The 22,591-nt window shown below is 72.7% G+C and carries 19 protein-coding genes and 2 tRNA genes; 8 read left to right on the top strand and 13 right to left on the bottom strand.

Annotation, left to right across the window (positions count from 1 at the left end; translation table 11 throughout):
• Positions 1 to 8 precede the first annotated feature (8 nt).
• From mnmA to ACQ3I4_RS07510, 3 genes are all read right to left on the bottom strand, one after another.
• Positions 9 to 1,151, bottom strand: a complete 1,143-nt coding sequence (mnmA, locus tag ACQ3I4_RS07520) for a tRNA 2-thiouridine(34) synthase MnmA (protein ID WP_430633229.1) — start codon at positions 1,149 to 1,151, stop codon at positions 9 to 11.
• Complete coding sequence (locus ACQ3I4_RS07515; RefSeq protein WP_430633228.1) at positions 1,148 to 2,386, bottom strand: cysteine desulfurase family protein; 1,239 nt, start codon at positions 2,384 to 2,386, stop codon at positions 1,148 to 1,150. Before ACQ3I4_RS07515 ends, mnmA begins: the two co-directional genes overlap by 4 nt.
• A 69-nt stretch (positions 2,387 to 2,455) precedes the next feature.
• A complete protein-coding gene (locus ACQ3I4_RS07510) occupies positions 2,456 to 3,358 on the bottom strand; it encodes a hypothetical protein (RefSeq protein ID WP_430633227.1) in 903 nt (300 codons plus the stop codon).
• A 70-nt stretch (positions 3,359 to 3,428) separates the two neighbouring features.
• Between ACQ3I4_RS07510 and folP the strand changes: the two genes are divergently transcribed.
• The 5 genes from folP (at position 3,429) to ACQ3I4_RS07485 (ending at position 7,341) form a co-directional block, all read left to right on the top strand.
• The gene (gene folP / locus ACQ3I4_RS07505) at positions 3,429 to 4,361 is read left to right on the top strand and encodes a dihydropteroate synthase (protein WP_329860270.1); all 933 of its coding nucleotides are present in this window, start codon (positions 3,429 to 3,431) and stop codon (positions 4,359 to 4,361) included.
• 1 nt (position 4,362) lies between these two features.
• On the top strand, positions 4,363 to 5,118 hold the full coding sequence (locus tag ACQ3I4_RS07500) for a dihydrofolate reductase family protein (protein ID WP_430633226.1): 756 nt from the start codon (positions 4,363 to 4,365) through the stop codon (positions 5,116 to 5,118).
• A gap of 57 nt (positions 5,119 to 5,175) precedes the next feature.
• Complete coding sequence (locus tag ACQ3I4_RS07495; RefSeq protein ID WP_430633225.1) at positions 5,176 to 6,093, top strand: J domain-containing protein; 918 nt, start codon at positions 5,176 to 5,178, stop codon at positions 6,091 to 6,093.
• Between the two features lie 24 nt (positions 6,094 to 6,117).
• A complete protein-coding gene (locus tag ACQ3I4_RS07490; protein ID WP_329860275.1) occupies positions 6,118 to 6,600 on the top strand; it encodes a tRNA (cytidine(34)-2'-O)-methyltransferase in 483 nt (160 codons plus the stop codon).
• 189 nt (positions 6,601 to 6,789) lie between these two features.
• Positions 6,790 to 7,341 (top strand): anti-sigma factor, encoded by a 552-nt coding sequence (locus tag ACQ3I4_RS07485; protein ID WP_329860277.1) that lies wholly within the window; start codon positions 6,790 to 6,792, stop codon positions 7,339 to 7,341.
• Positions 7,342 to 7,349: 8 nt separating this feature from the next.
• On the opposite strand, the gene ACQ3I4_RS07480 is transcribed toward ACQ3I4_RS07485, so the two are convergent.
• The 4 genes from ACQ3I4_RS07480 to ACQ3I4_RS07465 all read right to left on the bottom strand — a co-directional run bounded on the left by ACQ3I4_RS07480 (position 7,350) and on the right by ACQ3I4_RS07465 (position 11,705).
• Entirely contained in the window at positions 7,350 to 8,105 is a 756-nt protein-coding gene (locus tag ACQ3I4_RS07480) for a PIG-L deacetylase family protein (RefSeq protein ID WP_329860278.1), read from the bottom strand.
• Positions 8,106 to 8,107: 2 nt separating this feature from the next.
• Positions 8,108 to 9,049 carry an electron transfer flavoprotein subunit alpha/FixB family protein gene (locus ACQ3I4_RS07475; protein WP_329860281.1) on the bottom strand — a complete coding sequence of 314 codons (942 nt, stop codon included), beginning with the start codon at positions 9,047 to 9,049 and terminating at the stop codon, positions 8,108 to 8,110.
• Positions 9,050 to 9,064: 15 nt separating this feature from the next.
• Complete coding sequence (locus ACQ3I4_RS07470) at positions 9,065 to 9,877, bottom strand: electron transfer flavoprotein subunit beta/FixA family protein (protein WP_329860282.1); 813 nt, start codon at positions 9,875 to 9,877, stop codon at positions 9,065 to 9,067.
• A 265-nt stretch (positions 9,878 to 10,142) separates the two neighbouring features.
• A complete protein-coding gene (locus ACQ3I4_RS07465; protein ID WP_329860283.1) occupies positions 10,143 to 11,705 on the bottom strand; it encodes a S1C family serine protease in 1,563 nt (520 codons plus the stop codon).
• A gap of 251 nt (positions 11,706 to 11,956) precedes the next feature.
• On the opposite strand from ACQ3I4_RS07465, the gene ACQ3I4_RS07460 reads away from it, so the two are divergent.
• On the top strand, positions 11,957 to 14,077 hold the full coding sequence (locus ACQ3I4_RS07460) for a TPM domain-containing protein (protein WP_329860284.1): 2,121 nt from the start codon (positions 11,957 to 11,959) through the stop codon (positions 14,075 to 14,077).
• Positions 14,078 to 14,168: 91 nt separating this feature from the next.
• Positions 14,169 to 14,942 carry a PspA/IM30 family protein gene (locus ACQ3I4_RS07455; RefSeq protein ID WP_329860285.1) on the top strand — a complete coding sequence of 258 codons (774 nt, stop codon included), beginning with the start codon at positions 14,169 to 14,171 and terminating at the stop codon, positions 14,940 to 14,942.
• 102 nt (positions 14,943 to 15,044) lie between these two features.
• Here ACQ3I4_RS07455 and ACQ3I4_RS07450 read toward each other — a convergent pair.
• The 3 genes from ACQ3I4_RS07450 to ACQ3I4_RS07440 form a co-directional block, all read right to left on the bottom strand.
• Positions 15,045 to 15,121: transfer RNA gene (locus tag ACQ3I4_RS07450), tRNA-Met, on the bottom strand.
• 74 nt (positions 15,122 to 15,195) lie between these two features.
• Entirely contained in the window at positions 15,196 to 16,341 is a 1,146-nt protein-coding gene (locus tag ACQ3I4_RS07445; RefSeq protein ID WP_329860287.1) for an acyl-CoA dehydrogenase family protein, read from the bottom strand.
• A gap of 16 nt (positions 16,342 to 16,357) precedes the next feature.
• Positions 16,358 to 17,290 carry a cytochrome b/b6 domain-containing protein gene (locus ACQ3I4_RS07440; RefSeq protein WP_329860289.1) on the bottom strand — a complete coding sequence of 311 codons (933 nt, stop codon included), beginning with the start codon at positions 17,288 to 17,290 and terminating at the stop codon, positions 16,358 to 16,360.
• A gap of 153 nt (positions 17,291 to 17,443) precedes the next feature.
• On the opposite strand from ACQ3I4_RS07440, the gene ACQ3I4_RS07435 reads away from it, so the two are divergent.
• Complete coding sequence (locus tag ACQ3I4_RS07435; RefSeq protein WP_329860291.1) at positions 17,444 to 17,980, top strand: MarR family winged helix-turn-helix transcriptional regulator; 537 nt, start codon at positions 17,444 to 17,446, stop codon at positions 17,978 to 17,980.
• A gap of 59 nt (positions 17,981 to 18,039) precedes the next feature.
• Here the strand turns inward: ACQ3I4_RS07435 and ACQ3I4_RS07430 are convergent.
• The 3 genes from ACQ3I4_RS07430 to ACQ3I4_RS07420 all read right to left on the bottom strand — a co-directional run bounded on the left by ACQ3I4_RS07430 (position 18,040) and on the right by ACQ3I4_RS07420 (position 22,504).
• Positions 18,040 to 18,113, bottom strand: a tRNA-Met gene (locus ACQ3I4_RS07430).
• Between the two features lie 47 nt (positions 18,114 to 18,160).
• Positions 18,161 to 21,109, bottom strand: coding sequence for a UPF0182 family membrane protein (locus tag ACQ3I4_RS07425; protein ID WP_329860292.1), 2,949 nt, complete (start codon positions 21,107 to 21,109; stop codon positions 18,161 to 18,163).
• Positions 21,110 to 21,364: 255 nt separating this feature from the next.
• Positions 21,365 to 22,504 carry a YlbL family protein gene (locus tag ACQ3I4_RS07420; RefSeq protein WP_430633224.1) on the bottom strand — a complete coding sequence of 380 codons (1,140 nt, stop codon included), beginning with the start codon at positions 22,502 to 22,504 and terminating at the stop codon, positions 21,365 to 21,367.
• Positions 22,505 to 22,591: the final 87 nt, after the last annotated feature.

The following is a 22,591-nucleotide window of genomic DNA, read 5'->3' as shown; positions in this document are numbered from 1 at the left end:
AGGGGGGCTCAGACCGCGCGGGGGTCCCAGGCGAGGCTGCGCGCCGAGTTGATCGTGGCCTGGCCCAGGACGCGCGTGCCCTGGTAGAGGACCATCGTCTGGCCGGGCGCGACGCCGCGCAGGGATCCCTGCAGGTCGACGACGAGCTCCTCGGTGCTCCCGGGCTCCTCGGTGTCGGTGGTCGTGAAGGCCCGGGCGGGCACGGGGTCGGCGTGCGCGCGGACCTGCACCATGCAGTCGAAGGCCTCCCCCGTCACGGCCTCGGGCAGGGGCAGGCCGGCCCAGCTGATCTTGATCCCGCGCAGCCGGTCGACCTCGAGCAGCTCCTGAGGGCCGACGACGACCTTGTTCTCCTTGGGCCGGATCTCCAGGACGAACCGCGGCCTCCCGTCCGGGGCGGGGCGGCCGATCTTCAGGCCCTTGCGCTGGCCCACGGTGAACGCGTTGGCGCCCTCGTGCGTGCCGAGCGGGTTGCCCTCGTGGTCCAGGATCTCGCCCTCGTCCATCTCGATCCGCTCCTGCAGCCACCCCCGGGTGTCGCCGTCGGGGATGAAGCAGATGTCGTGGCTGTCCGGCTTGTTCGCGACCGTGAAGCCGCGGGCGGCGGCCTCCGCGCGGACCTGGGCCTTCGAGGGCGTGTCGGCAAGCGGGAACAGGGAGTGCTTGAGCTGCTCGTGGGTCAGGACGCCGAGCACATAGGACTGGTCCTTGGCCCAATCGGCGGCCCGGTGTAGCTCGCGGTTGCCGTCCTCGTCCTCGAGCACCTTCGCGTAGTGGCCCGTGCACACGGCGTCGAAGCCCAGGGCGAGGGCCTTCTCCAGGAGGGCGGCGAACTTGATCCGCTCGTTGCAGCGCATGCAGGGGTTCGGCGTGCGGCCCGCGGCGTACTCGGCCACGAAGTCGTCGACGACGTCCTCCTTGAAGCGCTCCGAGAAGTCCCACACGTAGAAGGGGATGCCGAGCTTGTCACAGGCCCGCCACGCGTCGTTGGAGTCCTCGATCGTGCAGCAGCCGCGGCTGCCGGTGCGCAGGGTGCCGGGCATGCGGGACAGGGCCAGGTGCACCCCGACCACGTCGTGCCCCGCGTCCACGGCGCGCGCCGCCGCCACCGCGGAGTCCACCCCGCCGCTCATCGCCGCCAAGACCTTCATGCCGTGAATCCCGTTCCCGCCGTTCGAATGCTGCTCTGCCGGGCCGCCAGCCCGGCCTTCCGGGCCCCCGCGTACGCCTCGGGCAGCGCGGCCACCAAGGCGTCAACGTCGGCCGGGCCCGTTGTATGCCCGAGCGTGAAGCGCTGCGCCCCGCGCGCCGCCTCCTCGGGGTAGCCCATGGCCAGCAGGACGTGGCTCGGCCGCGGCACGCCGGCGGTGCAGGCCGAACCCGTGGAGGACTCGATCCCGAGCATGTCCAGGAGGAACAGGAGGGAGTCGCCCTCGCAGCCGGGGAAGGTGAAGTGCGCGTTGCCGGGCAGCCGGTCCCCCGCGCCGCCGCGGCCCTCGGGTCCGCTGAGCCGCGCCTCGGGCACGGCGCGGCGCACGCCGTCGACCAGCCGGTCGCGCAGCCCGGCCAGGCGCTCCGCCTCGGCGGGCAGGGCGGCCGTGGCGGCGGACGCGGCCGCGGCGAACGCGGCGGCCGCGGCGGCGTTGAGGGTCCCGGAACGCAGGGCCCGCTCGTGCCCGCCGCCGTGCTGCACGGGCACGAGCGCAGCGTCCCGGCGGACGAGGAGGGCGCCGACGCCCACGGGGCCGCCGATCTTGTGGCCGCTGAGGGCGAGCGTCGCGGCGCCGGAGTCCGCGAAGGAGAGCGGGACGGCGGTGAAGGCCTGGACGGCGTCCGTGTGGAGGGGGATCCCGTGCCCGGCCGCGATCCGGGCGGCCTCCTCGACGGGCTGGATGGTGCCGACCTCGTTGTTGGCCCACATCAGGGCGGCGAGGGCGATCGATTCCGGCGAGCGCCCGACGGCCTCCTCGAAGGCCGCGAGGTCCATGCGCCCCAGACCGTCGACCGGGATCCAGTCGACCTCGGCGCCCTCGTGGGCCTCGAGCCACTCGACGGCGTCCAGGACGGCGTGGTGCTCCACGGTGGAACACAGGATCCGCGTCCGGCGCGGATCCCGGCCGCTCCTGCTCCAGTAGAGCCCCTTGAGCGCCAGGTTGTCGGCCTCGGTGCCCCCCGAGGTGAAGACGACCTCCGAGGGGTGGGCGCCGGCGGCCGCGGCGAGCGCCTCGCGGGCGTCCTCGACGACGCGGTGCGCGCGCCGACCGGCTCCGTGCAGGGAGGAGGGGTTGCCCGTGCGGGCCAGCTCGCGCGTCATCGCCTCGAGCGCGGACGGCGCCATCGGCGTGGTCGCCGCATGGTCGAGGTACACGGGCTGGGTGGAAGGCATCCCCACCATTCTAGGCGACCTCCCGTGCACGGACCCCGGCGCACGGGGACGACAGCGCGGACCCGCGGGCTACGGTCCGCCCGGGTCCGGGGCCGCGTTGACGCGGTCCGCGTCGGCACCCAGCCCCGTGTCGGCGTCCACGGCGCACACCTCGAGGCCCGCGTGGGCGGAAAGCTCGCGGACCAGCGCGGCGCTGCCGGCGATGATCGTCGAGTCCTCGTAGAGCTCGGTGGACAGGACCCAGGCGCGGTCGCGCGGCCAGGCCAGGTTCGGCGCCTGCCGCTCCCGGCTCCAGCGGCCGTCCTTCCACAGCGGCGCAGCCAGGTCCCCGGAGGTCCCCTCGAAGACGAGGTAGGAGCGATACCCCTCGGGGCCGATCGACAGCTGCGGCCCGTCGAGCACCTCGGGCCCGAACGCGGGGCGCTTGGCCTCGGCCTCCATCGCGAGGCGCTCCTGGAGCCCGTCGGCAGCCGCCGCCCCGCCGGCCGGGGCGCCGGCGGGGGCCCCGGCGTCGTCCTGAGACGGACCGGTGCCCAGCAAGGAGACGGCGTCCCCGCCGCGGACCCAGCCGTAGCCGGGCCACAGCCCCAGGTACAGGGCGCCGGGGGTCGTGGTGTGGGCGGCCAGGACGGCGGCGAGGTGCCCGAGGTCGGGCTGCGGCAGACCGTACTGCTCCGGCGCGTCGCCGTCCCAGGCGTCCTCGACGAGTGCGTAGCCGTACTCGTCGAGCCCGGCAAGGGCCGCGAACTGCGCCCCGCCGTGCAGCACGGTGCCGCGCAGGGCGGCGATGTCCGCCCAGCGGACGGGGGCCCCGTCATCGTCGCGGGCGGGGTGGAAGACGCGGGCGTAGGCCTCGTAGCCGCGCGGCACCTGGCCCGCGACGGTCTCGGCCCCGCCGGGCACGGCAAAGGCGGGGGCGAGGGCATCGGCGAGCCAGCGGCCGGGAGCGGGGCCGGCGAAGGTCAAGGACATGTGGCCAGAGTACAAGCCGGGGGTCATGCTGGTATGAATGGGGGTAGCCGTCGAAGGAGCACCCATGGGCATGTACGAGCCTGCACTGCGTCATCCGGTCCACCGCTTCGCCCACCGGACCATCGACTTCTCGCGCCGGGTCGCGCTCATGGCGATCGTCAACCGCACGCCGGACAGCTTCTACGACGGCGGGGCGACGTTCGCGCTCAACGCCGCCGTCGACGCCGCCCTGGCCGCCGTGGAGGACGGCGCGGACTGGGTCGACGTCGGCGGCGTCCCGTTCTCCCCCGGGCCCGCGCTGCCCTGGGAGGAGGAGGCCGAGCGGATCGTGCCCGTGATCGAGGCCGTCCGCGCCCGCACCGACGCCGTGGTCTCCGCCGACACGTTCCTGCCCGAGGTCGCGCGGGCCGCGCTCGAGGCGGGGGCCGACGTCGTCAACGACACCACCGGGCTGCGGAACCCCGAGCTGGGGCGCGTCGTCGCCGAGCACGGCGCGCACCTCGTCCTCACGCATTCCCTCGCCGCCCCCCGGACCGTCTACCCGCGCCCGAGCTATTCAGACGTCGTCACGGAGGTCGCGGACTACCTGCGCGAACGCGTGGAGCTCGCGCTCTCGCTCGGCGTCGCGCCCGGGAAGATCATCATCGACCCCGGCCACGACCTCAACAAGAACACCCTGCACACCCTGGAGATCACCCGGCGCTTCGACGAGATCGCGGCGCTCGGATACCCGGCGCTCGCGGCCGTGTCCAACAAGGACTTCATCGGCGAGGCGCTCGACCTGCCCAAGCGGGAGCGCACCGCCGGTTCGCTCGCCGCGGCGGCGATGTGCATCATGAACGGGGCGCGGATCATCCGCATGCACAACATCCCGGAGGCCTTCTCCACCGTCCGGCTCCTCGAGGCCGCGATGGGCTGGCGCGAGCCAGCCTACCTCAAGCACAACATGGGGGACGTGAACGAGCCGGCGCACCCCGTGCCGGCCGGCGAAAGGACGGCCTGACATGGTCCGCAGGATCCACCCGGGCACCGACGCCGCGCAGCTCACCGACGCCGCGCTGCTGCGCGCCTACGCCCCGCCCGCCCACGGCGGCCCGTTCGTCCGCTTCAACTTCGTCAGCACCCTCGACGGCGCGGCGACCCACGGCGGCGTCTCGGCCGAGCTCGGCACCGACGCCGACCACCGGATCTTCGCGCTCCTGCGCCGGCATGCCGACGTGATCCTGGTCGGGGCCGGGACGATCCGCGCGGAGGGCTACGAGGGGCCGCTCCTCGACGAGGCGGGACTCGCGTGGCGCCGCCGGCACCACCTCGAGCCGCACCCGGGCGTCGCCGTCGTCTCCGGCTCCCTGGACCTGGACCCGGACTCCGCGTTCTTCACCGAGGCGCCCGTACGACCCGTCCTGCTGACCTCACGGGCGGCGCCCGCGCGCCGGCGCGCCGCCCTCGAGGCGGTCGCCGACGTCGTCGACTGCGGGGCGGCCGCGGTGGACCCGGCCGAGGCGGTCGCGGTGCTCGCCGAGCGCGGGCACCGCGTCGTGCATTCCGAGGGCGGCCCGGGGGTCTTCGCGTCCTTCCAGGCCGCGGGCCGCGTCGACAGCCTGTGCCTCTCGCTCAGCCCCCTGCTGGCCGGCGGTTCCGCCCGCCGGATCGCCGACGGCTCCGACGAGCAGCCGCTGCGCCGCATGGACCTGGTCCTGGCCCTCGAGGAGGACGGCGCGCTCTTCCTCGAGTACCGGCGGGAGCACCGGAAGGCGTAGCGGGGCCCCGCGGGCCGGTAGGATGCGCTTGGCGCGAAATCCAACGGAAGGCGGCACGTGGCGCAGGAGCGGACCCACTACGAGGTGCTGGGCATCTCGCGCACGGCCACGCCCGCGGACATCAAGTCCGCCTACCGCCGCGCGGCCCGGGCCACCCACCCGGACCACGGCGGCGACCCGGCCGAGTTCCGCCTCGTCTCCCTCGCCTACCAGACCCTCTCCGACGCCGGCGCCCGCGCGCGCTACGACCGCAGCTACGGCGGCACGTCCGCCTACGCCCGCCCCTCGTCCGACGCCGGTGCCTCCTATCGCAGCACGGCGGAACCGGCGGAGCGCCGGAGGCCGAGCGCCACCGACCCCACGCGCTTCGTCCCGGCGTTCGAGGACGGCCGGGTCCCGGTGCTGGAGAAGGCCACCGCGGAACGCCGGATCCACGGCGCCCCGCGCAAGCGCGGGATCTTCGGCGCGCAGGCGCGCCTCGCCCGCGAGGCGAGGACCGTGCAGCTCATCGCCGGCCAGGTCCTCGAGGTCCTCCCGGCGGCCCGCCTCGTCAACGGCCTGCACTCCCCCGCGGACAACGGACACCTGGACCACGCCGTCCTGGCCGGATACCGCCTGGCCCTCGTCGACTCGATGCTCCTGCCGCGGGGCGTGTACCGCTGGGACGGCCAGACGCTGCTGCGCGACGGCAAGGCGATCGCCCCGCCGCGGCTCGCGCCCGCCGTGCGCCGCATGCAGGAGCTCTTCCCCGAGCTGAACGTGACGGGCTGGACCGTGATCCACTCCCCCGACGGGAACCTGCACGAGCCCGTCATCGACTACGGCCGCGGCGCCGACCCGTCCTCCGCCGCCGGCGTCCACGTCGTCAACGCCGCCAACCTGGTCCGCGAGCTGAAGATGTTCCTCGGCACGGGGCCGAGCCCGAACGTGGTCGACGTGCCCGGCCTGGCCCGGCTGCTCGGCGGGATGTACTGACGCCTCGCGCATAGGATGGGGACCGTGTTCCGCATCCTCTTCCACACGCCGGAGATCCCCGGCAACACCGGCAACGCCATCCGCCTCGCGGCCGTGACGGGGGCGCAGCTGCACCTCGTGGAGCCCCTCGGCTTCGACTTCGAGGACTCCAAGCTGCGCCGGGCCGGTCTCGATTACCACGACCTGGCCCACGTCACCGTGCACCCGGGCCTCGACGCGGCGCTCGAGGCGATCGGCGACGCGCGCGTCTTCGCCTTCACGTCCGACGGCGAGGAGCTCTACACCGACATCGGCTACCGGCCGGGCGACGTGCTGATGTTCGGCCCGGAGTCCGTGGGCCTGCCCCACCAGGCCAAGCGCCACCCGCGCGTCACGGCGCGTGTGCGCCTGCCGATGCAGCCCTCCCGGCGCTCCCTGAACCTGGCCAACTCCGCCTCGATCGCCGTCTTCGAGGCCTGGCGCCAGCACGGCTTCGCCGGCTCGGTGCCGAAGCCGCCGGCGGCCTGATCCTCCGCCGGAGAAGCATCCCGTCCCCGTCCCGGGACCGGGACGCCTCGGCGCCGGGTCCGGGGCCCGGCCGGGAAGCGCCCGGGGACCCGGTGGGCCCGGCATGGCTCCGCCGCCTCCGGGAGCGCCTGCCCTAAGCTGGGACACGCGACCTGCCGCGGACGCGGCGCCATCGATGGATTGAGGAACATGAGCCAGAGGGATGCCCGCGACTTCAGCAACGACGCCGAGCCGGAGGAGAACCTGGGCCTCGACCTCGTGGACGAGGTCGCCCAGCACGAGCGCCGGGGCCCCTCGGCCCCCGTGCGCAAGTGGCTGCTGCTCGCCGTCGCGGCCGCCGTCGTCGTCATCGGCGTGACGGCCCTCGTGCTGGCCCTGACCCCGCGCGACCTCGTGGGCGAGGTCGCCTCCGCGCCCGACCGCGTCGAGTCGAGCGTCGAGGTCGACGGCGGCGGCTCGGCCGTGCTGGCCGTCTCCCGGGAGCGCGACGCCGGCTCCCTGACCCTCGAGGGCCTGCCCGAGCCGGAGGCGGGGCAGGTCTACCACGTCTGGGTCCTGGCCGCCTCCAACGGCGCCCCCTCCTCCGTCGAGGCCCTCGAGACCGGCGAGGTCGCGGGCAGCGTCGGGATCCGCGGTCTCGCGGACATCTCGACCGTCACCGTGACCGTGGAACCGGCGAGCGGCGCCGAGGTCCCGGGCTCCGATCCGGTGGTCTCGATCGACGTCCCCCCGGCGGGCTGACGCCGCGCTCAGAAGCCCGCGATCGTGTCCTCGGCGTTGACCTCGACGACGTGGAAGGCCTCGGCGAGGCTTCCCGCGTTCATCCCCGCGAGGGCGGCCTTCTGCGCGGCCTGGCGCCGGACGTAGTCCTCCATCCGCCCCGGATCCGGGTGCTGGGACAAGTGCCGGCGCAGGGCGCCGAGCTTGCGCTCGAAGGTGTCCTGGATGTCGACCCAGTGGTTCTCCCGCGCGGCAGGCGCCCCATAGAGCCACAGGCTGCGCAGCTTGAACGCCTCGAGGCCCTGGCCGGCGAGCTCCGGGTAGGCGTAGGGGTTCTCGACGGCGGGGTAGGCGGCGCGGACCACGGCCTCGCCGCAGGCCAGGTGGTCCGGGTGGGAGCGCTGCAGCCGCTCCCAGTCGCGCTCGGGGTGCATGGCGAGGACGACGTCGGGGCGCACCTCGCGCATCAGCGCCACGACCTTGCGCTGGACCTCGTGCGACGGCTCGAGGTAGCCGTCCCGCTCGCCGAGGAAGTGCACCCGGGCGACGCCGACGTCGGCCGCGGCCTCGCGCTGCTCCCGGTGGCGCATCTCGACGATCGAGTCCCGGTGGCCGGGGTCGAAGCCGCCGGCGTCGCCGTCGGTCATGATGCAGTACTGGACCTCGACCCCGGCATCGGTCCAGGCGGCGACGGTCCCCGAGGCCCCGAAGTCGAGGTCGTCGGGGTGCGCGGCGAAGCAGAGGACCCGGCGCGGCTGGTCCCGCGCCGGGCCGGCGGCGTCCACGCTCAGCCCTTGCGCCGGAGGATCTCGGCGGTCGCCTGCGGCAGGACTTCGTTGAGGTCCCCGACGATCCCGAGGTCGGCGATCTCGAAGATCGGCGCGTCCGGGTCGTTGTTGATCGCGACGATCGTCTGCGCCGTCTGCATGCCGGCCTTGTGCTGCACGGCGCCCGAGATGCCCGCGCAGATGTAGAGCTGCGGGGCGACCGTGGTCCCGGTCTGGCCGACCTGGAGGTCGTGGGAGATCCATCCGGCGTCCGTCGCGGCACGGGACGCGCCGACGGCCGCGCCGAGCGCGTCGGCGAGGGCCTCGACGGCGGAGAAGTCGCCGTCGAGGCCACGCCCGCCGGAGACGACGATCCGCGCCTCGCCGAGCGAGGGGCGGCCCGAGGAGGGCTTGGCCTGGGTGGAGTCGACCCGGGCTGCCGGCCCCGCGTCGGCGGCCGGCAGCTCGACGGCGGACGCCGCGCCCCCCTCCGGGGCGGCGGGCTCGACGCTGTTGGGCTTGACCGTGACGACGGGGATGCCGGTGGTCACGCGCGCCTGCACGGTGTAGGAGCCGGCGAGGACGGACTTGGTGACGGTGAGGTCGGCGGCGACGTCCACGGCGTCGGTGATGACGCCCGAGGAGATCTTGATGCCGAGCCGGGCGGCGATCTCCTTGCCCTCGCCCGTGTTGGGCAGCAGCACGGCGGCGGCGCCGGAGGCGGTGACGGCCTCGGCGAGGAACGCGGCCTTGCCCGCGACGAGGACGTCGTCGAGGCCGGCCGGGGCCGTGTAGACCTGCGCGGCGCCGTGCGCGCCGAGGGCCGCGAGGGCGTCGGCGTCGGCGGGGCCCGCGACGGCGGCCGCGGGGGTCCCGAGCCGCGCGGCGAGCGTGAGCAGCTCGCGCTGGGCCTTGCCGGGCTCGGCGGAGGGAGCGTCGATGTAGACGAGGATGGTGCTCATGGTGGTCCCTCTTTCCTAGAGAAGCTTCTGCTCGGCGAGGAAGTCGACCAGCTTCACGCCGGCGTCGCCCTGGTCGGTGATGATGGTGCCGGCCTGGCGGGCGGGGCGCGCGTCGGCCGTGGAGACCTGCGTCCAGGATCCGGCGGAGCCGACCTGCCCGGCCGTCAGCCCGAGGTCGGCCAGGGACAGCACAGCGGTCTTCTTCTTCTTGGCGCCGATGATGCCCTTGAAGTTCGGGTAGCGGGGCTCGTCGTACTGGTCCGTGACCGAGACGAGCGCCGGCAGCGGGGCGCTGAGCGTCTGCGAGGCGGTGTCGCCGTCGCGGCGGCCGGTGACCGCGGCGCCATCGAGCTCCACCGAGGAGAGCAGGGTGAGCTGCGGCAGGCCGAGGCGCTCGGCGAGCTGGGAGGGCACGAGCGAGGTCTCGCCGTCGGTGGAGGACATGCCCGTGACGATCAGGTCGAAGCCGCCGAGGTGGCGCACGGCGGCGGCCAGCGCGAGCGAGGTCGCGGCGGCGTCGGAACCGGCGAGCGCGGGGTCGGTGACGTGCACGCCGTCGCTGGCCCCCATCTGCAGGCACTTCTTGACGGCGTTGGCGGCCGCCTCGGGGCCCATGGTCAGGGCCGTGACGGTGTTGCCGGCCTTCGCCCCTCCGCGGGCCTCGGTCAGCTGGAGTGCGGCTTCCACCGCGTACTCATCGAGTTCGGACAGGATGCTGTCCGACCTGTCCGTGGTGTTTCCCGGACCGTCCAGGCGACGCTCGAACTGGGCGTCGGGGACGTACTTGACCAGGACCAGGACCTTCAGCGGCGCGTTTGCCTCGCTCATTGCTGCCTTTCCTCTTCAACGGATGGGCCGGTGGCGGCCGACACCATGCTATCCGCACCGCGTTCAGTGAGCGGTCATTAACCGAAGTGCGCGTCACGTGACGGGTCCGGGGCCTCGTATGACGCGTCCGCGGCGGCGTGTGACGCGGCACGGGCGGCCGCCGCCTGGGACGGCGGGTGCGGGGCCGAAGGGGTGGACGACGGCGGGGCCGGGGCTGCGTGCCCCGGCCCCGCCGTCCGCGCGCGTACGGCGCGCCGCTGGCCGCTCAGCCGGCGGGCGTCTGCCCGACGACGACGTCGGCCTCCTGCTCCTGCCCGCCGCGGGTGAAGCGCACGGTCGCCGTGTCGCCGGCCGCGTACTCGCGCACGACGGCCGTCAGCGAGTTGCTGTCCTCCACGACCCGGTCCCCCACTCCGGTGATCACGTCGCCCGGGCGCAGGCCGGCATCCGCGGCCGGCGAGCCCTCGGTGACCTCGCGCACGGCGGCGCCGACGCTGAAGGAGGTCTGGGAGTTCCCCGTGTCCGCCGGCTGGGCGCTGACGGTGACGCCGAGGAGCCCGTGGGTCGCCTTGCCCTCGTTGATGAGGTCCTGGGCGATCCGCTGGGCGTAGTCGATCGGGATGGCGAAGCCCACGCCGATGCTTCCGCTGTCGGAACCGGAGGACGAGGAACCGGAGGAGGCGATCGCCACATTGACGCCGATGATGTTGCCCTCGACATCGACGAGCGCGCCGCCGGAGTTGCCGTGGTTGATGGCCGCGTCGGTCTGGATCACGTTGATGTAGATCGAGCCGGTGCCGCTGCTCTGCTGTTGGCCCTCGCCGGGGAACTGGAAGTTGAACTGGTCGCCGCCGTCCCCGCCCTCTTCGGCGCCGGTGCTCTCGGGAACGGCCGAGGAGGCGACGGAGATGGTGCGGTTCAGCTTGGAGACGATCCCGTCGGTGACGGTCCCACTCAGGCCCAGCGGAGCGCCGATCGCGATGGCCGTGTCGCCGACGTTGAGCGCGGAGGACGAGCCCAGGCTCGCGGGCGTGAGGCCCTCGGCGTCGATCTTGATGACGGCGAGGTCGGAGAGCGGATCGGTGCCGACGATGCTCGCGCTGTGGACCTTGCCGTCGGCCGTGCGGACGGCGACATCCGGCGAGGCCGTGGCCCCTCCGAGCGTCACGACGTGCGTGTTGGTCAGGATGTGCCCGTCGTCGTCCAGGATGATCCCCGAACCGGAGCCGCCCTGGCTGCCGTCGGAGACCTCGATCGTCACGACGCTCGGCGTGGCCTTGGCCGCCGCGGCGGTGACGGCCGTGACGTTCTCGGGGTTGTTGATGACCACGGCCTCGCCGTTGGCGGCGGCCGTCGCGGCGGCCTGGACCTGGCCGCCGGCGAGGAGGTAGTTGGCGCCGACCGCGGAGCCGCCCCCGACGAGGGCCGCGGCCAGCATCCCGGCGATCAGCACGGGCGCCCCGAAGCGCTTGGGCTCCTTGCGGCGCGGCGTTCCCGAGCCGGTCTCCGCCGGGGCGGCGTAGCCCTCGTAGCCCGCCGCCTGGTACCCGCCCTGGGACGGAGCGTACTGCGAGCTGCCGTAGCCCGCACCGGCCGCCGGGGCGCCGTAGGGGCTTCCGTAGCCGGACGTCGAGGGCAGGGGCCGCGTGGCGTTCCAGCTCGAGGAGGCATCGGCCGATCCGTCGGCGTCGGTCCCCGCCTCGCCGCGTACCGCGTTCGGGACCGACGGCGCCTGCGGGGGCACGGCGGGCCGCGGAGGGACGCTCCGTGCACCGGGGGCCTCCTGGGGGTTCTGGTGCTCGTGTCCTGCCTGGCTGGGATCGCTCATCGTGGGGTCCTTTCTCACGTCCTTGGGAACAACTATGGCAAGCGGGACTGTGTTCCCCGAAAGCTTTGCCTGAGCGCTCCCTGTGAGCCCGCCGGACGCGCCGCGGGCTTTCGCTGTCGGCGCATCCCGGCTGTTGGACGCCCCGTTGCTCCAACCATAGAATCAAGGTCGACGGCCCCGGCCGGCCCGCGGGCCCGACGGATCACGGTCCGGAACGACGCAGGGCCGTCCTCGATGCTGAAGGGTGATCCATGCGTTTTCCAGCCAGGCGGATCGCGGCGGCGGCTGCCGCCGGACTGCTGTCCCTGTTCCTCCTCGCCGCCCCCGCGGCCGCCGAACCGCCGGTCACCATCCCCCCGGGCCAGTTCGTCGTCGACGCCGTCGACGCCCTCGGGAGCGAGGCGGACCGCGTCGACGACGCCGTCTCCCAGCTCCGCTCGGACACCGGACGCGGGCTCTTCGTGGTCTACATCGACGAGTTCGAGGATCCCGCCGACGCCTCGGAGTGGGCCGTCGAAGTGGCCGAGGCGAAGGGCCTCGGCACCAACGACTCGATCCTCGTGCTGGCCACGGAGGCGCGCCAGGGCATCCTCTTCTCCCACGCCTCCGGGGACATCGCCGCCTACGACGACGAGGTCTTCCGGGACTTCGTGGCCCCCGAGCTCGGCGGCTCGACCCTCGCATCCGACGACTGGGCGAACGCCGCGGTCGGCGCCGCCGAGGGCATCGCCGCGGCGGACGCGGGCACGCTGTCCGGATCCGCCACGGGCAACGGCTCCAGCGCTCCGGCCGACGGCTCCGGCTCCTCGGCCGCGCCCTGGATCATCGGCGGCGTGGTCGTGGCCGGCGGCGCCACCGCCTGGGCCCTGTCCCGCCGGAGGAAGCTGCCCGCGACCGGCCCCGCCCAGGGGCCCCAGGCGGGACCGGACGGGCGCGTCGTCGACCCGCTCGCGGGCCTCTCCATCCCCGAGCTCCGCCAGCGCGCCGGCGGCCTCCTGATCGCGGCGGACGACGCGATCCGCTCGAGCGAACAGGAGGTCGGCTTCGCCCTGGCCCAGTACGGCGAGGAGTCCGTGAAGCCCTTCGTCGAGGACATCGCGGCCGCGAAGGGGCACCTGAACGAGTCCTTCAAGCTCCAGCAGCAGCTCGACGACCACATTCCGGACACCGAGGAACAGCAGCGCACCTGGCTCGGGGACATCATCCGGCGCTGCGAGGCCGTCAACGAGACCCTCGAGGAGCACCGGGCGGACTTCGACTCCCTCCGTGAGCTGGAACGCAAGGCCCCCGAGGCCGTGGCCTCCCTCCAGGAAGAGGCACCCCGGCTGCGCGGCCGCCTCGCCGGCGCCCGCGATGAGCTCGAACGACTCTCCGCCCGCTACGCGGACTCCGCGCTGGCCCAGGTGCGCGACAACATCGAGCAGGCCACGGAGCGGCTCGACTTCGTCGACACTGCCGTGGCGACGGCCGAGGAGAAGCTCGGCGACCAGGCCGCGAGCGAGGCCGCGGTCGCCGTGCGGGCCGGCGAGGAGGGGCTGCACCAGGCCACGGTCCTGCTCGACGCGATCGGCTCCACGGCCGAGGAGCTCGCCCAGGCGGCCACGGAGCTCGAGTCGGCGGTCGCACGGACCGCCCAAGACCTCGCGCAGGCCCGGGCCATGGTCGCGTCGGGGCGCAGCCCCGAGCTGGCCGGGCCCGTGGCCGCGGTCGAGCAATCCCTGGCCCGGGTCAAGGCCGCGCGCGAGGCCGGCCGCACCGATCCCGTCGAGCTGCTGCTGGCCGTCGAGGCGGCGCACGCGCAACTGGACGCCCCGCTGGGTACCATCCGCGATCAGGCGGAACAGGCACGGCGTGCGGCCGAGCAGCTGCAGGCGGCCGTGCGCAATGCCCAGTTCAAGATCCAGGGCACCAACGACTACATCCGCGCGCGCCGCGGCGGTGTGCGCTCCACGGCGCGCACACGCCTCGCCGAGGCCCAGCGCAATCTCGACGAGGCGCTGCGGATCGGCTCCCAGGACCCGGTCTCCGCGCTGCAGTACGCGAACCAGGCCGGCTACCTCGCCGACCAGGCCGCCCGTGAGGCGGAGAACGACGTCAACGGCTTCGGCTCCGGCGGCGGGTTCGGCGGCGGGTTCGGCGGCGGGCAGGGCGGTTTCGGCGGAGGCATGAGCGGGGCGATCCTCGGCGGCATCCTCATCGATTCGATCCTCCGCGGGGGCTCCAGCGGCGGAGGCGGCCACTCCGGCGGCGTCTTCGGCGGTGGGGGCTTCGGCGGTTTCGGCGGGGGCGGCGGGGGCGGAGGCTTCGGCGGCGGCTTCGGCGGAGGCGGCGGCTTCGGAGGCGGCCACTCCGGCGGAGGCGGTAACTTCTGAGCCCCGGCGCTCGTCGTCCCCGGCGACGGGCACAACACGACAGACCAGCAGGACCCATCAAGATCAAGCAGGACAAGTGGAAGGTGACACCGTGGTAAAGCAGTCGATTTTTGGACGCATCGCCCAGCTGGCCAAGGCCAACATCAACGCCATGCTGGACTCGGCGGAGGACCCGCAGAAGATGCTGGACCAGATGGTCCGTGACTACACGAACAACATCGCGGAGGCGGAGACCGCCGTCGCGCAGACCATCGGCAACCTGCGCATGCTCCAGCAGGACTACCGCGAGGACCAGGAGAATGCGCGCGACTGGGGCAACAAGGCCCTGGCCGCCTCCCGCAAGGCCGACGAGTTCCGCGGCGCCGGCGACGACGCCAACGCCGCGAAGTTCGACAACCTCGCCAAGGTCGCCATCCAGCGCCAGATGCAGTCCGAGCGCGAGGCCAGGGGCGCCGAGCCGACGATCGCCTCCCAGGAGGAGATCGTCGCCAAGCTCAAGTCGGGGCTCGACGGCATGAAGGGCAAGCGCCAGGAACTGGTCTCCAAGCGGGACGAACTCGTGGCGCGCGCCAAGTCCGCCCAGGCGCAGACCCAGGTCCACGACGCCATCAAGAGCATCGACATCCTGGACCCCACGTCGGAGGTCTCCCGCTTCGAGGAGAAGATCCGCCGTGAGGAAGCCCGCGTCATCGGCCAGAACGAGCTGGCCGCCTCGAGCCTCGACGCCCAGTTCGAGTCCCTCGAGGACCTCGGCGAGCAGAGCGAGGTCGAGGCCCGGCTTGCCGCTCTGAAGGCCGGGGCCTCCCCCGCCACCCTCGAGGGCGCCGCCGACGAGGCCTCCGGCACCTCCTACCACGGCGCCTGATCCGCGCGGGGTCCGGCACCGGCGTCGTACCGGTCCGGACCCCGCCGCGGCCGTTCCGGGCATGAAGAAGGGCCCCGATCCAGTGGATCGGGGCCCTTCGCGTGGTTGCGGGGACAGGATTTGAACCTGTGACCTCCGGGTTATGAGCCCGGCGAGCTACCGAACTGCTCCACCCCGCGGCGCGAGATACAACTCTACGCGCTCCCGTCCGGGACGCCAAATCGGGTGCCCGGGGCAAGCGGCAGCGGCCTCGTCAGTGGCGGCGCTCGGCGATCATCCGCCCCACGATGAGCCGCATGATCTCGTTGCTTCCCTCCAGGATCTGGTGCACGCGCAGGTCGCGCACGATCTTCTCGATCCCGTATTCCGCCAGGTAGCCGTAGCCGCCGAGCAGCTGCAGGGCGCCGTTGGCCACGTCGAAACCCGCGTCGGTCGCGACGCGCTTGGCCATGGCGCACCAGCGCACGGCGTCGGGGTCGCCGTCGTCGAGCGCTCCGGCCGCCCGCCATAGCAGCGTGCGCGCCGCCTCCAGCTGCGTCTCCAGGTCGGCCAGTCGGAACAGCACCGACTGCTGCTCGATGAGCGGCCGCCCGAACGCCTCGCGGTCCCGTACGTGGGCTATGGCGGCGTCAAGGGCGGCCTGTCCCCCGCCGAGCGAGCACGCACCGATGTTGAGCCGGCCGCCGTTGAGTCCCTTCATGGCGATCGGGAAGCCCTGTCCCTCGGAGCCGAGCCGGTCCCGGGCCGCCACGCGGACGCCGTTGAGCACGACTTGCCGGGTCGGCTGCGCGTTCCAGCCCATCTTGCGCTCGGGCGGGCCGAACGAGAGCCCCTCGCTCGCCCCGTCGACGAGGAACGCGCTGATCCCGTGGCTGCCCGTGTCGGCGGTGCGGGCCATGACGAGGTAGCAGGAGGCGGCGCCTGCCCCGGAGATGAACTGCTTGGTGCCCGTGATCTCGTAGCCCCCGTCCCCGGTGGGCCGGGCCCGGGTGGTGAGGGATCCGGCGTCGGACCCCGCCCCGGGCTCCGTCAGGCAGTAGCTGGCCAGCTCGCCCATCCCCGCGAGCCGGGGCAGCCAGTCCTCCCGCTGCGCGTCGTCGCCGAAGGCGTCGATCATCCACACGACCATGTTGTGGATGGAGATGTAGGCGGCGATCGTGGGGCAGGCCTTGGAGAGCTCCTCGAAGACCCGGACGGCGTCCAGCCGCCCCAGCCCCGCTCCGCCGTGCTCCTCGGGGACGTAGATCGCCCCCATGCCCAGCCCGCCGGCGGCCTCGAGGACGTCGATCGGGAAGTGGTGCCCGCGGTCCCAGGCCGCGGCGTGCGGGGCGATGCGCTCCCGCGCGAAGTCCCGGACCATCTCGAGGATGGCCTGCTGCTCGTCGTCGAGCTGGAACACGGGACCCTCCTGGTCGCTAGCGGCTGACCTTGCCCATGAGCGAGGCGATCGGGGCCAGCAGGACCGGCCGGGACAGGAACCACGCGGCGGCCATCGCCACGACGGAGCCCGCGAAGAACCAGAAGCCGATCCATGTGCCGTCGTCACGCGCCCCGTACATGTGGTTCAGGTTCCGCACGGCGCCGGTGGAGAGCACGAGCGCCACGTGGGTGATGACGAAGAAGACGAAGTACAACATGACGGGGAAGTGCACGGCGCGGGCCAGCTCCACCGGGTAGGCCTTGTTCACGGCGGCCTTCTTGGGCCAGGCCTCGGACATCCGCAGTCCCGTGATGATGGCCAGGGGGGCCGCGACGAAGACCGTGAGGAAGTAGGTGAGCAGCTGGAGGCTGTTGTAGTTCACCCAGCCGTCCTCGACGGGCCAGTCGAGGGAGAGGTACTGCAGCCCGGCCGAGACGGCGTTCGGAAAGACCTCCCAGCTCGTGGGGACGATCCGCATCCAGTGCCCGGTGGCGAACAGCAGCACGATGAACACGAAGCCGTTGAGCACCCAGAGGGCGTCGAGGGTCAGGTGGAACCACAGGTTGATGCTGATCCGCTTGGGCGGGTTCCTGGTCTTCACCAGGCCCTTGTTGTTGCGCGTCCAGTGGGCCGGCGGCCGCTGCTGGGTACGCACCTGCCAGCCGCTGCGGATGATCAACAGGATGAAGAAGGCGTTGAGGAAGTGCTGCCAGGACATCCAGACGGGGATCCCGGTCGGTGCCGCGGCCGGAAGCTCGGTGTGCCCCGGGTAGCGGGCGAGGAACTCCTGGACGCCCTCGAGGCCGACGAGCCAGCGCGCCGCGAGGACGCCGAGGCCCAGCAGCACGAGCCCTCCTCCGGCGAGCCAGGCGAAGCGGAGCCAGCCGCGCGCTCCCGCGCGGGCGTCCTTGGAGGCGGTGGACTTCACGGAGGCTCCCTCTCTTGATGCTGGGTACGGGCACCACGATACTAGGCATTGCTAGCATCTAGTAGGACTTCAGAGTAAATCCCGGGACGGCTCTGCCGCCCGGGTCCGGCGCCCGGCCGCACCCGGGCAGCGTACGAGCGGAAGGACACCGCCATGGCCCGCAGGGAACCGCTCCCCATGGATCCCATCGCCGAGGCGAAGCGGCAGTGGATCGAGCACGGCTGGGAGGACGCGGCCGACGGCATGGTCGCGATCGCCTCGATCATGCGCACCCAACAGCTCATGCTCGCCCGGGTGGAGGCGGCCCTGAAGGAGTTCGGCCTCTCGTTCGCCCGCTACGAGCTGCTGCGCCTGCTCAGCTTCACACGCGACGGCGCGCTGCCGATGGCGAGCGCGAGCGCGCGCCTGCAGGTCCACCCCACGAGCACGACGAACACCGTGGACCGGCTCGAGCGGGACGGCCTCGCGCGCCGCGACGCGCACCCCACGGACGGCCGCGCGACCCTCGTGGTCGTGACCGAGCGCGGGCGGGACGTCGTCACGCAGGCCACCCAGCGGCTCAACGAGCACGTCTTCGGCGATCCGGGGATCCCCAGCGGCGAGCTCGGCCAGCTCGTGCGCATCCTCGCCGGCTTCCGTCGCCGCTCCGGCGACTTCGCGGATCCCCCGAGTCCCCCCGAGCCCCTGTAGGACGGGCACATGCGGAAGGCCCCCGGTCTGGTGTCCCAGACCGGGGGCCTTCCTTCTCGTTGCGGGGACAGGATTTGAACCTGTGACCTCCGGGTTATGAGCCCGGCGAGCTACCGAACTGCTCCACCCCGCGGCGTGAAGTCCCTACTCTGTCACGTCGCGGGGCGGAGATCAAATCGGCTAGCCCTCGCCCTCGGCCGGGGCGTCCTCGGCCGGCTCCCCGCCGTCCTGGCCCTCCGCGCCCTCGGCCTCCTCGGGGGCCACGGCGGGCTCGCCCGTGATCTCGGCCTCGGCGTCGATCGCGGCGCGCAGGGCTGCCTGGAGCTTGGCCTGCTCCGCGCCGTAGGCGGCGAAGTCGCCCTCCGCGAGCGCGGTCTGTCCGGCCTGGATGGCGTTGCTTGCGGCCGCGAGGGCGGCCTTGAGGCGCTGCTCCGCCGTCGTGCTCGGCGTCTCACCGCCCTCACCCGGCTCCTCGCCCGTGCCCGGGGCGTCGCCCTCGCCGGTCACGGCGCCCGAGGATCCCTCGAAGAGCTGGTCCAGCGCCTCGGAGAGCGTGTCGGCGAAGCCGACCTTGTCACCGAAGGAGACCAGCACCTTGCGCAGCGTCGGGTAGGCCGTCTGGCCCGTCGACTGGACGTACACCGGCTGGACGTGCAGGATGCCGCCGCCGACCGGCAGCGAGAGCAGGTTGCCGTTGATGACGGTCGAGGCGCCCTGGCGGAGCAGGTTCAGCTGGGTCGACACGTTGGTGTTCGAGTCGAAGTTCTGCTGTGCCTGGCCCGGCCCGGGGACCACCGTGGAGCGCGGAAGCTCGAGGAGCCGCAGCGTGCCGTAGCCCTCGGCCTTGACGCCGGCCTCGCCGGTCCCGGCATCCGCCTCGGCGGAGAGGAAGCCGTAGAGCACGTTGCGCTGCTGGCCGCCCGTGCCGGTCTGCGGGATGAAGGTGGACGTCAGGGAGAACGTCTCGGCCTCCTGGTCCGGCATCTTCAGGGACAGGTAGTACGGGGGCTGCTTCACGTTGCCCTCGGAGCGCGTCGGATCGTTCGGGACGATCCAGGCGTCGTTGGCCTCGTAGAAGTTGTCCGCGTCCGTGACGTGGTATCGGCCCAGGAGCTGGCGCTGGACCTTGAACAGGTCCTCCGGGTAGCGCACGTGGCTCATGAGCTCGGCGCTCATCTCGGTGAAGGGCTTGATCGTGGTCGGGAAGACCTTGGTCCACGCCTGCAGGAGCGGCTCGTCCGGCTCCCACGCGTAGAGGTCCACCGAGCCGTCGTAGGCGTCGACCGTGGCCTTGACCGAGTTGCGGATGTAGTTCACCTGGCCCGTGAGGCTCGTGGCGCGGTTGGCGCCCGTGAGCGAGTCGGTGACCGCGGACTCGAGCTGCTGCTGCGTGGAGTACGGGTAGTTGGCGTTCGTCGTGTAGGCGTCCACGATCCACTTCACGCGCCCGTCGATGATGGCCGGGTAGGCGTTGGAGTCGACCGTCAGGTACGGGGCGACCTTCTCGACGCGCTCCTTCGGATTGCGGTCGTAGAGGATCTCCGACTCGGCGTTGATCGCGTCGGAGAGCAGGAGGTCGGTCGAGCCGAACTTGAGCGCGTAGACGAGCTTGTTGAAGAAATTGCCGACGTTCGGGCCGCCGCCGCCCGTGAAGGTGTAGCGCGTGTCCTGGCCCTCTTCCTCGCCCTGCGGCCGGTCGAGCTCGCGGGGCTGCCAGTCCTCCGGGCCGCCGACGATCGAGTACTCCGGGGAGTACTCGCCGAAGTAGATGCGCGGCTCGTAGTCGTCGTCGCTCGCCAGGTCGCCGCGGGTCGGGATGTCCTCGAGCATGAACGCGGGACGCCCGCCGGAGGCCACCTTGGCACCGTAGGCGGCGACCAGGCCGTAGCCGTGGGTGTAGGTGATGTGCTGGTTGACCCACGAGTCGGTGGGATCGACGTTGACCTCGCGGACCGCGATCACGGTGTCCTCGACCTTGCCGTCGATCTCGTAGCGGTCGACGTTCAGGGTGGGCGCGAACCGGTAGTAGGTGCGGAACTGCTGCAGCTGCGCGAAGGCGTCGGAGACGAGGTTCGGGTCCAGCAGACGGATGTTCGTCGTCGTGGCGCTGTCCTGCGCGAGGGCGTTCTGCGCCGTGTCCGTCGTGGCGTTGTAGTTGGTCGACTCCACGGCGTCGAGGCCGTAGGCCTTGCGCGTCATCTCGATGTTGTCGCGGATGTACTGCTGCTCGAGCGACTTCTCCGAGGGCACGACCTGGTACTGCTGGACGATGAACGGGTAGATGCCGCCGGCGACGAGGGCCGTGACGATCAGCATCGCGGTGCCGACGATCGGGAGCTTCCAGCGGCCCAGGATGGCGCCGAGGACGAACAGCACGGCCACGAGCACGGCGGCCACGGCGAGGATCGTCTTGGTCGGGATGACCGCGTTGACGTCCGTGTACAGGGCGCCGGCGACGCGGCCGTCCTGGTTCAGCAGGGTCGAGTACCGGTCCAGGAAGTAGTTGCCGGCCTGCAGCAGCAGGAACACGGCGGCGGCGACGCAGATGTGGATGCGGGCGGCCTTGGAGACGACGACGCCGCCGCGCTCCTCGATCCGGATGCCCCCGTAGAGGTAGTGCATCAGGACGCCGGCGATGCCGGCGATGAGCACCACGGAGACGAGGTATCCCAGGAGGAGGCCGAGGAACGGCAGGGTGTTCATGTAGAAGGACAGGTCCAGTCCGAACCGCGGATCGGCCTCGCCGTAGGGCACCTGGTTGAAGAAGAGCAGGACCTGCTGCCACTGGCCGGTCACGGCCGTTGCGGCGAAGGCGCCGATCACCACGGGGATGCCGATCATCAGCAGGCGGCGGATGGGCTCGAGCTGCGACTGGTAGCGGTGCAGGCTGTCCTGGATCTGCGTGTCCGGTGCGTAGACCGGACGGGAACGGAACGCCAGGGTCAGGCTCGTCCAGATCGCGGCCGCCATCAGCACGAAGGCGATCGCGAAGATGGCCGCCTTGGTGAGGTTCTGCTTCCAGAACACTTCCGAGAACCCGAGCTGGTTGTACCAGAGGACGTCGGCGTAGATGTTCGCGAAGAAGACGAACGCCGCCACGAGGAGGCCGATGATCACCACCGTGGGCATGAGCGCGGAAGGCCTGCGCGGGGGCCCTTGCTGGGGCGGGGCTCCCCCGCCGGCTGGCTCGCCGGGCCCTTGCGGGCGTCCGCCGAATGGACTGTCAGCGCCAAAACTCACTGTATGAACCTCATCCTCGGGGTATGGTTCTGCACCGCCGACGGCTTGAGGGCGGTTTGCGTACCATTCTGCCTTGTGTACGACGACGGGGGCGAACCGCGGGTTCCCGGGTTCCGGGATCGAAAGCCGATCGTGACCTGACGGTCAGCCGCAGGCGGGCAGCGAGGCCGGGTCCTCCCCCGCGGCGACGTGCTCGAGCGCGGCGCGCGCGTCGTCGAGCGTCTCGACCTTGACGACGGAAAGCCCGTCCGGGATGCGGCCGAGGACCTCTTCGCAGTTCCCCGCCGGGGCGAGGAACAGCTCGGCCCCGTTGTCGCGGGCCCCGACGAGCTTCTGCGCGATCCCTCCAATGGGGCCGACGGCGCCCGCGGCGTCGATGGTCCCGGTGCCGGCCACGTGCCTCCCGCCGGCGAGCTCGCCGGGGGTGAGCGTGTCGATGAGCCCGAGGGAGAACATGAGGCCCGCGCTCGGCCCGCCGACGTTGGTCAGCGTGAAGTCGACGTCGAACGGGAAGTCGTAGGCGGTGTCGAGGAAGACGCCGAGGAGGCGCTGGCCCTCGGGCGAGGCCGCGGTGACGACCTCGACCTCGAGCTCCTCGCCGTCCCGCTCGAGCCCGAGCATGCTGGGGGCGTCGCCGGCGTCCTGAAGCCGCTCGCGCAGCATGGTCGCGTCGGCGATCCGCTCCCCGTTGACCGTGCGCAGGACGTCGCCCTGCTGCAGGATCCCGGCATTGGTGGCGGTGGCGAGCTCCGCGACCGAGATGGTCTGCCCGTACTCGATCCCGAGGCTGCCGAGGGCGGCGGCGACCGAGGTCTGCTGGGAGGAGTCCATCTGCGCGGTGTTCTGCTCGGTGATCTGCTCGTCGGTCGTGCCCCGCGGGTAGACGGTCTCCTCCGGGTAGACGTCCTGCGCCGGGTCGACCCAGCCCTGGAGCACCTGGAAGAACGGGATGCGGCGGTCGGCCCCGCCCCGGACGTAGACCGTGGTCAGGTCCAGGGGCCCCTCCGGCTGGAACGACTCGCGGCCGCTGACGCGGATGACGGGCTCGCCGTCGACGATCCCGACCGTGTTGATCGCCGGTCCGGGCGACTCGACGACGAACGGGCTCGGCAGCGCCATGGCGCCGAAGCCCGTCACGAGGGCGACGGCCGTCGACCCGATGAGGGCCCGCTGGATGCGCGTCCTGCGGGCGGCGTCGGCCGCCGGCCGGTGGGATCCCCCGGCTCCCGCGGGGCCTCCCGCGTCCGCGGGATCGGCGGGCCCGCCGAGCTGATGCTGCGTCACGTTCAGGTGTCCCTTCTGCCTCGGGCCCCGTGGCCCCTCCGGCGCGGCCGTTCGGCCTCCCCTAGGCTACTCGCTGCCGAGCGGGAT

The sequence above is a fragment of the Zafaria sp. Z1313 genome (assembly GCF_050563205.1).
Lineage (GTDB): Bacteria > Actinomycetota > Actinomycetes > Actinomycetales > Micrococcaceae > JAZDCJ01.
Note: the sequence above shows the minus strand (reverse complement) of the source record. Positions and strands in the feature narration are given on the sequence as shown.

Excerpts from the sequence above, each read along its gene's own strand:
- mnmA (WP_430633229.1), bottom strand. The coding sequence starts at position 1,151 with ATGAAGGTCTTGGCGGCGATGAGCGGCGGGGTGGACTCCGCGGTGGCG.
- ACQ3I4_RS07515 (WP_430633228.1), bottom strand. The coding sequence starts at position 2,386 with ATGCCTTCCACCCAGCCCGTGTACCTCGACCATGCGGCGACCACGCCG.
- ACQ3I4_RS07510 (WP_430633227.1), bottom strand. The coding sequence starts at position 3,358 with ATGTCCTTGACCTTCGCCGGCCCCGCTCCCGGCCGCTGGCTCGCCGAT.
- folP (WP_329860270.1), top strand. The coding sequence starts at position 3,429 with ATGTACGAGCCTGCACTGCGTCATCCGGTCCACCGCTTCGCCCACCGG.
- ACQ3I4_RS07500 (WP_430633226.1), top strand. The coding sequence starts at position 4,363 with ATGGTCCGCAGGATCCACCCGGGCACCGACGCCGCGCAGCTCACCGAC.
- ACQ3I4_RS07485 (WP_329860277.1), top strand. The coding sequence starts at position 6,790 with ATGAGCCAGAGGGATGCCCGCGACTTCAGCAACGACGCCGAGCCGGAG.
- ACQ3I4_RS07475 (WP_329860281.1), bottom strand. The coding sequence starts at position 9,049 with ATGAGCACCATCCTCGTCTACATCGACGCTCCCTCCGCCGAGCCCGGC.
- ACQ3I4_RS07470 (WP_329860282.1), bottom strand. The coding sequence starts at position 9,877 with ATGAGCGAGGCAAACGCGCCGCTGAAGGTCCTGGTCCTGGTCAAGTAC.
- ACQ3I4_RS07465 (WP_329860283.1), bottom strand. The coding sequence starts at position 11,705 with ATGAGCGATCCCAGCCAGGCAGGACACGAGCACCAGAACCCCCAGGAG.
- ACQ3I4_RS07460 (WP_329860284.1), top strand. The coding sequence starts at position 11,957 with ATGCGTTTTCCAGCCAGGCGGATCGCGGCGGCGGCTGCCGCCGGACTG.
- ACQ3I4_RS07435 (WP_329860291.1), top strand. The coding sequence starts at position 17,444 with ATGGCCCGCAGGGAACCGCTCCCCATGGATCCCATCGCCGAGGCGAAG.
- ACQ3I4_RS07425 (WP_329860292.1), bottom strand. The coding sequence starts at position 21,109 with ATGCCCACGGTGGTGATCATCGGCCTCCTCGTGGCGGCGTTCGTCTTC.